The organism is Streptococcus suis (genome assembly GCF_024509555.1).
Taxonomy (GTDB): Bacteria; Bacillota; Bacilli; order Lactobacillales; family Streptococcaceae; genus Streptococcus; species Streptococcus suis_AD.
This window is the reverse complement of the sequence record NZ_JAMWEL010000011.1, coordinates 13,390-25,878: the sequence shown is the minus strand read 5'-3', so window position 1 is coordinate 25,878 and position 12,489 is coordinate 13,390. Positions and strand designations below refer to the sequence as shown.

Genomic DNA, 12,489 nt, shown 5'->3' with positions numbered 1-12,489 from the left:
TTACTTTTTCTTAATCTAAACCGATTTCCGCACGGACCACATCGGCAATGGTGTCCACATAGTAATCGACTTCAGCATCCGTTGGTGCTTCTGCCATGACACGCAAGAGTGGCTCAGTACCACTTGGGCGAACCAAGATACGACCGTTGCCAGCCATTTCTGCTTCCATTTTTTCAATGATAGCTGCAATAGCAGTCACTTCCATTGCCTTGTCCTTCATGCTATTTTCCACACGAATATTGACCAATTTTTGTGGGTAAATGGTCACTTCTGCGGCCAATTCTGACAACTTCTTACCAGTTTCTTTCATGATTTTGGTCAATTGCACAGCGGTCAACTGGCCGTCGCCTGTGGTGTTATAATCCATCAGAATCACATGTCCTGACTGCTCCCCTCCAACATTATAGCCACCTTTGCGCATCTCCTCAACCACATAACGGTCACCAACTGCGGTCACTGCTTTTTCAATACCTTCACGGTCCAAGGCCTTATGGAAACCAAGGTTAGACATAACAGTTGTCACAATGGTATTTTTAGCAAGTAAGCCCTTGTCTGCCAAATACTTACCAACGATGTACATGATACGGTCGCCGTCAACCAAGTCACCATTTTCATCAACGGCAATCAGGCGGTCACTGTCTCCGTCAAAGGCAAGTCCAATTTGACTACCTGTTTCTTTCACCAATTCCTGCAATTTTTCTGGGTGGGTTGAACCAACGCCTTCATTGATATTCAATCCGTCTGGATGTTCAGCCATAACGGTCAAATCAGCTCCCAAATCCGCAAAAATTTGACGAGCAGAGGTTGAGGCAGCGCCATTGGCAGTATCCAAGGCAACTTTCATGCCTTCCAATTGGGTACCAGTCGATACAAGGAAGGATTCGTATTTACGTAAACCTTCGGGATAATCGACCACATCACCCAAGCCCTGTGCAGATGGACGAGGAAGTATATCTTCTTCAGCATCCAAGAGAGCTTCAATCTCTGCCTCCAAGGCATCATCCAACTTGAAGCCGTCACCTGCAAAAAACTTAATCCCATTATCTTGAGCAGGGTTATGACTGGCTGAAATCATTACACCAGCGCTAGCTTTTTCTGTTTTCACCAAGTGAGCTACACCGGGAGTTGCAAGGACACCTAGTTTATAGACGTGAATTCCAGCTGATAAAAGGCCAGCAACCAAGGCGGCTTCCAACATCTGACCTGAGATACGGGTGTCACGTGCCACAAAGACACGTGGTACATCCGTCTCATGTTGACTGAGAACATAACCACCAAAACGACCTAGTTTAAATGCCAATTCTGGCGTCAATTCTAAGTTTGCTTCACCACGGACACCGTCCGTACCAAAATATTTACCCATTTTAAAATTTACCTCTTATTTCGTTTTTGTTAATGTAATTTGCATATTCGCTTCTGTTTGTGAAAGTACAACCGGCAACACATTACCGTCACTATCAACAGCTTGTAATTTAGCTGTTCCGCTATAATTTGTTGATAGATTACTTACATCTATTGCCACCGCTTCAATTCGATCAATCTTAGCCATTGTTTCTTCATCTGTAGTTACCTTCACAGTATCTACATTAACAGATACTTTGGAAAGGCTAAAACCATCTGCCAGCTGATTACTATAGACTCTAGCTTCAACAGGTAGAGCCTTGCTCATTCGTTTACCTATTTTAACCGTAATAGCATCTGGAGCCAAGGTAGCTGTCACTCCTGCTGGTAAATTGACAAGCTGAAGTTTGACTGTATGCGTGCCATTTTCCAATTCTGTTAAATCAGCAACAACCTGAAAAGTCCTTGTTGCTTCATCAGATTCCCTTTGTAAGAGTACTCGATTGGATCCTCTTAATTCAACTGTCACTGTCGAGGAAAAACCAGAAATAAACTGTTCACTATTATTATAATCAATATCAATCGGAACGTTGTTTAACGTGTGTACATAGGTTTCTGTTTCTGAATTCTGAGCAGCAGTTTCTGATGTTTTATAATTTGTTGTAGTTGCATAGAAAAAGAGCAAAAGTGCGAGACAGATGGACAGGGCTAAATGTCCTACAGTTTTAAATTTATCTTGCATGTTTGCCCCCTCTCAAGCGATTCAAGAATGTACTCTTCTCTTGATTTTCCGAACTGAAAATTTTTCTTAATTCAAGTTCAAAATCCTCCAAACTCAAATCATGCTTAAAATTTCCATTATAAGCTACTGAGATGTTTCCAGTTTCTTCAGAAACAATAAAGATAAAAGCATCTGATACTTCTGATAATCCAATCGCTGCCCTATGCCGAGTACCGAATTCTTTTGAAATACCTGCGCTTTCAGATAAGGGGAGATAGGCACAAGAAACAGCTACCTTATCCTCCTTAATAATGACGGCGCCATCATGTAGAGGTGTATTTGGAATAAAGATATTAATCAGTAGTTCATGGGAAATATCCGCATCTAATTTTATTCCAGTAGCCCTATACTCTTGAAGAGTTTGGGCTTGTTCTACTGCTACTAAGGCACCAATTTTCCTCGGGGACATATAGGCTACAGACTTGATAAAAGCATCTACAATCTTATCTTCTTTAGACAAGGTATTGGACGTAAAAATCTGAGTTGTCCTCCCTAACCTCTCAAGCATAGCCCGTAATTCCGGAGCAAAAATCACAACTGCAGCAATCACTCCATAGGTGATAACCTGATTAATCAACCAAGCAATGGTCTGCAACCCGAATAAACTAGCAAGAAGTTGTGCAATAATGAAGAGAAAGACTCCGCGAATGAGGGTCATAATCTTCGTTCCGGCAATGGCCTTACTAAAATTAAAAATTAAATAAACAACGATACTGATGTCAATCAAGTGTAGGATAGCTACCCAAGGACTAGCAATCAGACTTGACCAGTAACCAGCATCGAGCAACTGGTTTAAGTTTAACATAAATCTTTCATACTTTCTAACTCGCACATCGTAATGTACTTATTATACCATATTTTTTCCTTAATAATTTAGAAATCCATGACCTTCCTGTTAAAAATATTACAGAGACACTTCAGCCATATATCACGATTCCATATACTACATTCTAGAAAATCCACAACCTTTGTGATAAAATAGTCCCATGAAAATAAATACATTATTAGGGATTGCCGCAGGAAAGACCAGCCAGTTTGTCCTCAACAAACTGGGCCGAGGAACCACACTGCCAGGGAAAATTGCCCTCAAATTCGATAAACATATTTTGGATAGTTTAGCTAAGGATTATGAAGTCGTTGTTATCACCGGAACCAACGGTAAGACACTTACCACCGCACTTACAGTCGGTATTCTCCAAGAAGCATTTGGAGAAATCACGACCAATACCAGCGGTGCCAATATGATTACAGGGATTACAGCCACCTTTTTATCTGCTAAGAAAAACAAAAACGGCAAGAAGATTGCCGTCTTGGAGATTGACGAAGCCAGTCTGGCCCGTGTGACCGACTTTATCAAGCCTAGCTTGATTGTCTTTACCAATATTTTCCGCGACCAAATGGACCGTTATGGTGAGATTTATACCACCTACCAGATGATTTTGGACGGGGCTGCAAAAGCTCCGCAGGCAACTATTCTGGCCAATGGTGACAGCCCGCTTTTCAATTCGACCTCCGTTATCAATCCAGTAAAATACTACGGTTTTGCGACGGACGAGCATGAGCCACGTCTGGCCCATTACAATACCGAAGGCGTTCTCTGTCCGCATTGCCACCAGATTATCCAGTACAAGCTCAATACCTACGCTAATTTGGGTAGCTATATCTGTAACAACTGTGGCTTTAGCCGACCTGAGCTGGATTACAAGTTGACAGAGTTAAAAGAAATCACCAATACTTCTTCTACCTTTGCCATTGACGGTCAGGATTACAAAATCAACATCGGTGGGCTTTACAATATCTACAATGCCCTGGCAGCTGTCAGCGTGGCAGAATTTTTCGGCGTATCTCCTGAGAAAATCAAGGCTGGTTTTGACAAGTCCAAGGCAGTTTTCGGTCGCCAAGAAACCTTTAAACTGGGTGACAAGGACTGTACCTTGGTCCTCATTAAAAACCCAGTTGGTGCTACTCAGGCCATTGAAATGATGAAACTGGCTCCTTACGATTTTAGCCTATCTGTTCTTCTCAATGCCAACTACGCTGACGGGATTGATACCAGCTGGATTTGGGACGCTGACTTTGAACAAATCACCCAAATGGACATTCCTCAAGTCTTTGCAGGTGGTGTCCGCTCGTCTGAAATCGCCCGTCGCCTCCGTGTGACTGGCTATCCTGAGGACCAGATTACTGAAACGCCTAAACTAGAAGACATCATGACCTTGATTGAGCAGTCCAGTAGCCAACACGCCTATATCCTCGCAACCTATACGGCTATGCTAGAATTCCGTGACCTGCTGTCTCAACGCCAAGCCGTTGGAAAGGAGATGAAATAATGGTCTATACTTCATTAAAAAGTCCTGAAAAAGACTATCACTACGATCTCCACATCGCCCATCTCTACGGTGATTTGATGAACACCTACGGGGACAATGGCAATATCCTCATGCTCAAGTATGTAGCTGAAAAGCTGGGGGCTCGTGTCCAGGTGGACATCGTTTCCCTGACAGATGAATTTGACAAGGATTTCTACGACATCGCCTTTTTCGGTGGTGGTCAAGACTACGAGCAGTCTATTCTAGCCAAGGATTTACCGACAAAAAAAGACAGCCTAGCAGACTTTATCGAAAACGATGGCGTCATGCTGGCCATCTGCGGTGGCTTCCAATTGCTCGGTCAATACTACATCGAAGCTGGCGGTCGCAAGATTGACGGTCTAGGAATCATGGGTCACTACACCCTCAACCAGACCAATAACCGCTATATCGGTGACATCAAAATTCACAATGAGGAGTTCAATGAAACCTACTACGGTTTTGAAAACCACCAAGGCCGTACCTTCCTAGCTGACAACCAAAAACCGCTGGGCAAGGTTGTCTATGGTAATGGCAATAACAAGGAAGACGGTGGCGAAGGCCTGCACTACAAAAATACCTTCGGCAGCTACTTCCACGGACCAATCTTATCCCGCAATGCCAACCTAGCCTACCGCCTGGTCACAACTGCCCTCCGTAAAAAATACGGACAAGACATCCAACTTGCCAGCTACGCCGACATCCTCAGCAAAGAAGTCGCTGAAGAATACGGCGATGTAAAAAGCAAGGCAGAATTTGATACTCAATGAAAATCAGAATCAGACTAGCACTAAAGGTTTGGGGAACCTTTGGTGCTTGGAAATAAAGCGAACGAAGTTCGTGTCTATATGGCGCAGATAGAACTCTGTCACTTTATTATTGTCAAGTGACAGGCTGGAAACCTCCGCTGGAGCTTTCCACTCATCAAATCAAGTCAACAAGGTCTGACTTTGATTTTCGAAGAGTATGAGAAATAAAGCAAAACCGCTTCTGATATCCAGAGGCGGTTTTATTTTATATACTTCCAATCAAAAGTAAGCCCTCCACCGTTATCTCCGTCAATTGACTCAAATCCAGCTTGGACTGGTCCACTTGGAAAAAGAGGGGGGTCATGTCTGCCAAAATACGAGCCTGCTCTATACCAATCGGCAGGGTCCGACTGACTAGCACTTGCTCCACCTGTCCCAGGTAAGACTTGAAATGGTCCACAATATCCTGGTTATCATAGGATTCCTTGCGGAGTTGGTCTTTGGCTAAATGGCGGAGCTCCTTGAGATGATTTGGCCCTGGGACCAGCTTGAGAATAGCCCCACCAGCTTTCAGCACTCTGGCAAACTCCTGATAATTAGCTGGAGAAAAGATGTCCAAGATACCGTCAATGGTCTTGTCTTGAATGGGTAACTTGGTCAAGTCACTGACGAACCATTTGACCGACTTGGTCCTGTCAGATTTGGCTGCCAAGAGAATGGAATCCTTAGAAATATCAAAAGCAAGAATGTCCAAGTCCATTTTCTCGGCTAATTTGCGGGAATAAAAGCCCTCTCCACAGCCGATGTCCAAGACAGACCGCAAGCCCAGCTCTGCTATTTTTCCCTCCAAAGCCTCGTAGAGATGATCGTAATAGCCCGCCTCTAAAAAGGCCTGGCGGTTTTCAAAGCTAGACTTGTGGTAGTTGGCGGACTGCTTGACATGGGGCGATAGGTTGACATAGCCCTGCTTGGCGATGTCAAAAGTGTGGCGGTTGGGGCAGCGAAGACTGCTCTGGTCAAGACCAAGAGCCTGCCCACAATGTGGACAGGCGAAAAATTGGTCGCTATTGGCAAAACGTTGGTGTTTGGTCATCTTACTTATTTTCTTTTCTAAAGTTGTGCAGGGCTAGTCCTGATAGGAGCGTAGCAAGGGCTCCTGTAAAGACCAGCAAGTAGCCGACTGGAATGAGATAAAAATTTTCATGCAGAATGCCCTTGGCATCGACATATTCGACCGAGTTTACCTTGATGACAAAGCAGACGAAGCCGAGAAGCATGAGAAAACTACCAATAATGGTAATGGTCAGGTGCATCTGGGTTCGGCGGCCCTCACGACCGTCTTTTACAAGTTTTTCTGTCATGTTGTTCATGTCAGTTCCTCCTAAGATAAGTTGATCTAAGGAGATCGAAAAGACAGAGGACATGAGAATCAAGAGCTCCAAATCAGGTAGGTTTTTGTCATTTTCCCAGTTGGATACGGCCTGCCTAGTCACATTGAGTTTGAGGGCAAACTGCTCCTGAGTCAAACCTTTCTTTTTTCGTAAGTCTTTGATTTGCTGTCCAAAGTTCATTTCTTTCTCCTTTCAGGAACCTGTCTGGCAGGTCCTGATTTTATCTTAGCTTGTTGGTCAATGTTTGCCAAGAAAGGCTGGCTTGCTCTGGACTTTTTTAGCGAAAGGTGGTCTTGCTAACTCCGCAAGGCTGGCTTGCAAGCTTGTTCTATCAAGGGTTTGAGCCTCTTGTCAACTTCCTGTCAACCTAGCCCATCTGCTCAGATAATTCTTCCCATTCTTCCATGAGGTTTTCTTGTTGGGCAGTCAATTGATCGATTTCTTTCTGGTAATCGGTTAGCTGACCGATGTCGTTGGTTTCTAGCATGGCTTGGTTGAGCTCGTTCAGGCGGTTTTCGATGGTCTCGATTTCTGCCTCGATTTGCTCGATTCGGCGGGCTAGTTTGCGTTGCTCTTTTTGGTTTTCCTTTTGAGCTTGGTAGTCCATGGCTCCGGCTGATTGGCTAGTACTTTCTAGCTGGTCAGGCTGGGCTTCTGCTTCCTGCTCTGCCTTTTTCTCCAAATAATAGTCATAGTCGCCCAAGTAGAGCGTGGAGCCAGTTTCCGAGATTTCCAGCACCTTGGTGGCGACGCGGTTGATGAAATAGCGGTCGTGGCTGACAAAGAGCAGAGTGCCGTCAAAGTCGATGAGGGCATTTTCCAGCACTTCCTTGCTGTCGATGTCCAGGTGGTTGGTCGGCTCGTCAAGGATGAGGAAGTTGTTGTTTTCCATGGACAGCTTGGCCAGGAGCAGGCGGGCTTTTTCCCCACCCGATAGCATGGAAACGGACTTTTTGACATCGTCACCCGAGAAGAGAAAGGCTCCCAGACGGTTGCGGATTTCCACTTCAGGCGTGGTCGGAAAGGCTGACCAGAGCTCCTCCAAGACTGTGTTGGAAGGCGTTAGGGCAGACTGGGTCTGGTCGTAGTAGCCCACTTCCACATTGGCACCGAGCTTGGCTTCCCCTTTGATAAATGGCAGAGCTCCGATGATGGATTTGAGCAGGGTTGTTTTTCCGATACCATTTGGTCCGACAATGGCAATGGCATCTAGCTTTCGTTGGTCAATGGAAATAGGCTGGGAAAGAATGTTTCCATCGTAGCCCACCGCAGCATTTTCCACTGTCAAGACGATATTGCCAGAAGTCTTGTCCGACTGGAAGGTCATGTTGGCAGACTTCTGACCAGTTGTTGGCTTGTCCAGTCGCTCCATCTTTTCCAACTGCTTGCGTCTAGCCTGGGCACGCTTGGTGGTCGACGCACGGACAATATTTTTCTGAACAAAGTCTTCTAACTTAGCAATTTCCTTCTGTTGCTTTTCATAGTTTTGCAATTCCGTTTGCAACTTCTGCTCTTTGAGCTCGACAAACTGAGAATAATTGCCCACATAACGATCCAAGGAGTGCTTGGTTAAATCCAGTGTCAGAGTCGCTACCTTGTCCAAGAAATACCGGTCATGGCTGACGATAATCAAGGCTCCCTTGTAATGCACTAGGTAGTTTTCTAACCAAGCAATCGTGTCAATGTCCAGGTGGTTAGTCGGCTCATCCAGCACCAATAATTCTGGGCTTTCAAGAAGCATCTTTGCCAGTGCCAATCGGGTATTTTGACCGCCGGAGAGTTCGGAGATCTTCATGTCCCACATGGTTTGGTCAAACTTGAAACCATTCAAAATGGCACGGATGTCTGCCTCATAACTAAAACCACCTGCCAGACGAAATTCCTCCGACAGACTATCGTAGGTTTTCATGAGCTGGTCGAGTTCACTACCAGACAAGCTACCCATTTGCTCTTCCATAGACCGCAGGCGTTTCTCCGTCATCCGCAGATTATCAAAGACATGGAGCATTTCATCGTAAATGGTATTTTCTGACTCAAAACGGCTGTCCTGTGCCAGGTAAGAAAGGGACAAATCACGCTTGGTTGAAATGTCACCGCTGGTCGCTGCTTCTTCTCCGACAAGGATTTTGAGCAGAGTAGACTTGCCTGCCCCATTTTTTCCGACAAGGGCAATCCGATCCCGCTCGTCGACCTGAATGTTGATATTGTTAAATAAAACTTCGCCCGCAAAAGAGCGTTCAATCTTGTTTCCACTTAGAATAATCATAAAAATATTGTACCATAAATTAGGGTACCCGTGTAAAATCCTTTTTCTGATTTCAGCAAAAAACAGTAGCACTGTTGCCACTGTTTCCAAATTTCATGTGGATATTTCGAATGATTTGAGTTTAGTGATTGATAACTCTTGAAACTGCCAATCAAACATCCCCTCCAACTTATAAAAATATTAAATTAGCAATTGATAGTCTAAAAGAACCTCTTCAAACAATGTATCAATGTCTGTATATAACCGGTCGTATTGTAAGCAGTCATGCTCTTCAAAGAATCCACGTTTTTGTTCCGGCTCTATAAACAGTTGATAATGTACTTCTTGATAAGAGTATTTGAAAAATGCTAACCATTGTGGATAGTTTATGGTAAGGGGATTTTCGGTAATAATGATTTTGCCGAGATTAACAGCTGTACTGACTGAATGAGCAGTAAAGAGTATGGTTCCCAACTTTGGATATTTTTTCCTATTAATAGAAAAAGCAACAGCATCTGAAAGGCTAGCTCCCTGTGACAAACGGCGACAAGCATAGCCTAATCTAACCAAAACTTCGATCAACATCACTGGAATGGACATAGTAGCAAAGTGAATAAAATCATATCCATCTTGATACATTCCCTGAACGATTTGAGCAATGGTTTCTTCCTCTTTGCCAATTTCTCCAAACTGTAAGAGATTAAATAGCCCCATCAGAGGAGCCGGTAAACCCATTGATGTTGTGATATCAGATTTAAAATGGACCAATAGCTTAGCTATTGCAAAAAAGATATTTTCTTCTTTGCGATCTTGGTAGTTTGGCATATCTTGGACTACAATTTTGCCAAATTTATCAATTGTAGTCATCTGCCCATTCATGATATCCAAGACTCCAATGATGAATCCCAGTAATGGATCATGTCCCAAGGAATAGAGTCGATGATATTGTGGAGATAGTCCATTTACAATACGTTCAGTATTTCGATTATCCTGAGCGTCAAACGGAACTTTAGCAAATTCCAAATTTTCCATTTCTCCTGGTGGAAATACTGCTTTAAATCGATCTCTGACATAGTTGGCAAGTGGCCCAGCATCGGCCGACTTTGTAGGCATTCCAATCAAAAGAATATCAACGAGTGAAGCTAGAATCCCACTGCCCACACCAAGCAAAATATCAAATGTATCGAGACTATAGATAGCCTTGTATTCAGCAGTAAGGGCTTTCAGTACTTCGCGATTTTCATTTATCTCATCAGCAGTCAATATATCTTCAAAAATGATTTCGTCCTGAACTTGCTGATTAGCCTTTTCTACTAATTGCTCCCAAGAAAGCAGGGAAATCTCTTTCTTGGGAATATATTGAGCTGTTTTTGTTTCTACAGTCGTAACTTTATTTGGAAGTTGATAACCCAGAGAAATCAGAAGTTCCTCACTTGTCGAGATTCGCTGATCAAGTCGTTTAGTATCCGCCTGACTTTGTTTTTCCAATCCTACCAATTCCTGTTGCTGGTATTTTAGAACTTTCAATACTTCCTTTTCGCCTTGGCTATATTTATATCGGCTCTGCTTGTTCGGTTTCATCTTGCGTACCTAAATCTTCTTTTAGTTCTTTGATAGCTTTTTGCAACAGTATATTGAGACTGGTCAAATAGTCAATTCGCTCTTTGTTTTCCTGATTTTCAGTCTTTAAAGCCTCAATGATAGCTTGATGTTTTTGTAGTGCAACCTTGTAAAGGCGTTTTTTCTCTTGTTGGAGATGTTGTTGATTGAGAATATTGGCAATCGCTAAACCTCCACCCGCTAAGATAGCTACAGGAGCTGCTAAAACAAAGAATCCTGCGACCATACCACCACCAATTAGAGCACCAGCAGCTGCCAAACCTGAAGTAATTCCTGCTGCTGAAAGACCTGCAGTCCCTAGGGCATACAAAGCACCGTAAGAAACAACACCGCCTAAGCCTGCTCCTAACCCCATAGCCAACACATCTTTTAGAGGACTATCAGCAATGATACGATTTGGATTCAGAATTGATAAATTTGCTTCATTTACGATATGAACTACACTTTGTAATGATTCCATAGAATCAAAATGCATTTTCTTAGCTGGTTCTTTTTTTACACCAGACATTTCAGCAGATTTTTGATTTGTTTTGTCCCTGGTTTGAGTCGTCTTATTTGCCGATTTCCATAAATGATTCCAACCTTTTCCTAAATCAGCGCCAATTTGACCTACGAAATCTGCTGAGCCTTGAACAACTTTACCAGCCTCATTTCCTACGACACCTAGTCCTTTTCCTAGCTCATTGCCGATCTGACCTACGAAATCTGCTGAACCTTGAACAACTTTACCAGCCTCATTTCCTACGACACCTAGTCCTTTTCCTAGCTCATTGCCGAGCTGACCTACGAAATCTGCTGAGCCTTGAACAACTTTACCAGCCTCATTTCCTACGACACCTAGTCCTTTTCCTAGCTCATTGCCGAGCTGACCTAATATATCCAAAGAGTTGTCAACAACGTACTGCACACCCTCTACTACAACATCAAATGGGGCATGCTCCTTATTCTTCCTTGCTTTATCCACTAAATTTTTATCAAACGACGAAAAATCTAACTGAATAAATTGCTCATCAGGTTGTACTTTGATTGCACCATTCGGATATTCTTCTAATATTTCAACCGGTGCACCTTTAGGAATGATTCTACCAACACAATCATCTATTAACTGGAAAAGGCTAACCATTTCAAATTGTCCTTCGTTCATGTGAGAACATCTAAGACCTTTACTTGGATAATCTTGCTCGAAATAATACGAAACTTCCATAATTAAACTAGGTAGGTAATCAGTAGTTCGATAGACTATTTCTTCTGGAATGCCAAAAAATGGTTCAGCGATACTGCCAGCTATAGCAGCCAGGGTGTCACTGTCTCCACCAAGAGACACTGCATTACGAATCGCATCTTCAAAATCTTCTGCTTCTAAAAATGCTACGATGGCTTGAGGAACACTTCCTTGACAACTACTATCAAATTGATATGAGGGACGGATAGCATCCAGCGTAAAATCAAGATTGTAGAAATTGTCAGTTACAAACTGGCGGATTTCTTCTTTACTTTTTCCTGTACGAGCCAAAAAGATTGCACCAGCTACTGCTTGAGCTCCCTTGATTCCTTCTGTATGATTATGGGTTACAAAAGCAACTCGTTCAGCCAAATCTAATGTCTCTTCTAATGATTTTCCTACATGGCCACAGGCTGAGACACGCATGGCAGATCCATTCCCAAAACTATTGTAAGGTTCTGAATCCTTGCTCTCAATCCATTTTTTAAACTGAGGACCGTAACCAGCTCTAGGATACAGCTTACCAAAATCTTTCATATTCAAGACTAAAGCTTCTTCTAAATCATCAAATGGTTCATTCAAACCCAAGAAACTAGCCGCAACTGCAGCTGTCATGACACTATCATCTGTAAATCGACAAGTTGGGTGGAATAAGTCAAATTCTTTTGACTTGTTATTTCTACCCTCAAACCGGGACCCAATGACATCCCCAACAATTGCACCAAACATAGCCTATCCTTTCTTTTTATGGACAAAAGAGAATTTTTTCTCTATAATTTTTATATACTATAT

9 protein-coding genes and 1 pseudogene are annotated in these 12,489 nt (G+C 43.1%); 2 read left to right on the top strand and 8 right to left on the bottom strand.

The genetic code is table 11. From position 1 onward, the window contains the following. Positions 1–10 precede the first annotated feature (10 nt). The 3 genes from glmM to cdaA are packed head-to-tail and all read right to left on the bottom strand — an operon-like array spanning position 11 to position 2,927. Complete coding sequence (gene glmM, locus NF418_RS06060) at positions 11–1,363, bottom strand: phosphoglucosamine mutase (RefSeq protein ID WP_256778848.1); 1,353 nt, start codon at positions 1,361–1,363, stop codon at positions 11–13. A 15-nt stretch (positions 1,364–1,378) separates the two neighbouring features. Beyond that, positions 1,379–2,083 (bottom strand): CdaR family protein, encoded by a 705-nt coding sequence (locus NF418_RS06055; RefSeq protein WP_256778847.1) that lies wholly within the window; start codon positions 2,081–2,083, stop codon positions 1,379–1,381. Further along, the gene (gene cdaA, locus NF418_RS06050; protein WP_256778846.1) at positions 2,073–2,927 is read right to left on the bottom strand and encodes a diadenylate cyclase CdaA; all 855 of its coding nucleotides are present in this window, start codon (positions 2,925–2,927) and stop codon (positions 2,073–2,075) included. Before cdaA ends, NF418_RS06055 begins: the two co-directional genes overlap by 11 nt. Positions 2,928–3,108: 181 nt before the next feature. Here cdaA and murT point away from each other — a divergent pair, with 181 nt between their 5' ends. Together murT and gatD are read left to right on the top strand one after the other, a co-directional pair. Further along, complete coding sequence (gene murT, locus NF418_RS06045; RefSeq protein ID WP_256778845.1) at positions 3,109–4,452, top strand: lipid II isoglutaminyl synthase subunit MurT; 1,344 nt, start codon at positions 3,109–3,111, stop codon at positions 4,450–4,452. Then, a complete protein-coding gene (gene gatD, locus NF418_RS06040) occupies positions 4,452–5,240 on the top strand; it encodes a lipid II isoglutaminyl synthase subunit GatD (RefSeq protein WP_256778844.1) in 789 nt (262 codons plus the stop codon). Before murT ends, gatD begins: the two co-directional genes overlap by 1 nt. Before the next feature lie 244 nt (positions 5,241–5,484). Here the strand turns inward: gatD and NF418_RS06035 are convergent, their stop codons facing one another. From NF418_RS06035 to NF418_RS10690, 5 genes and pseudogenes are all read right to left on the bottom strand, one after another. Further along, positions 5,485–6,312 carry a putative RNA methyltransferase gene (locus NF418_RS06035; protein ID WP_256778843.1) on the bottom strand — a complete coding sequence of 276 codons (828 nt, stop codon included), beginning with the start codon at positions 6,310–6,312 and terminating at the stop codon, positions 5,485–5,487. 1 nt (position 6,313) lies between these two features. Then, on the bottom strand, positions 6,314–6,790 hold the full coding sequence (locus NF418_RS06030) for a helix-turn-helix domain-containing protein (protein ID WP_256778842.1): 477 nt from the start codon (positions 6,788–6,790) through the stop codon (positions 6,314–6,316). Between the two features lie 187 nt (positions 6,791–6,977). Further along, positions 6,978–8,876, bottom strand: coding sequence for an ABC-F family ATP-binding cassette domain-containing protein (locus NF418_RS06025; protein ID WP_256778841.1), 1,899 nt, complete (start codon positions 8,874–8,876; stop codon positions 6,978–6,980). A 180-nt stretch (positions 8,877–9,056) separates the two neighbouring features. Then, complete coding sequence (locus NF418_RS06020) at positions 9,057–10,343, bottom strand: hypothetical protein (RefSeq protein WP_256778840.1); 1,287 nt, start codon at positions 10,341–10,343, stop codon at positions 9,057–9,059. A gap of 1,306 nt (positions 10,344–11,649) precedes the next feature. Continuing rightward, positions 11,650–12,426: pseudogene (locus NF418_RS10690) on the bottom strand (ADP-ribosylglycohydrolase family protein); the annotation flags it as partial. Positions 12,427–12,489 lie beyond the last annotated feature (63 nt).

Coding starts and splice junctions, on each gene's coding strand:
- NF418_RS06025 (WP_256778841.1), bottom strand. CDS start 8,876: ATGATTATTCTAAGTGGAAACAAGATTGAACGCTCTTTTGCGGGCGAA.
- gatD (WP_256778844.1), top strand. CDS start 4,452: ATGGTCTATACTTCATTAAAAAGTCCTGAAAAAGACTATCACTACGAT.
- NF418_RS06035 (WP_256778843.1), bottom strand. CDS start 6,312: ATGACCAAACACCAACGTTTTGCCAATAGCGACCAATTTTTCGCCTGT.
- murT (WP_256778845.1), top strand. CDS start 3,109: ATGAAAATAAATACATTATTAGGGATTGCCGCAGGAAAGACCAGCCAG.
- NF418_RS06055 (WP_256778847.1), bottom strand. CDS start 2,083: ATGCAAGATAAATTTAAAACTGTAGGACATTTAGCCCTGTCCATCTGT.
- glmM (WP_256778848.1), bottom strand. CDS start 1,363: ATGGGTAAATATTTTGGTACGGACGGTGTCCGTGGTGAAGCAAACTTA.
- cdaA (WP_256778846.1), bottom strand. CDS start 2,927: ATGTTAAACTTAAACCAGTTGCTCGATGCTGGTTACTGGTCAAGTCTG.
- NF418_RS06030 (WP_256778842.1), bottom strand. CDS start 6,790: ATGAACTTTGGACAGCAAATCAAAGACTTACGAAAAAAGAAAGGTTTG.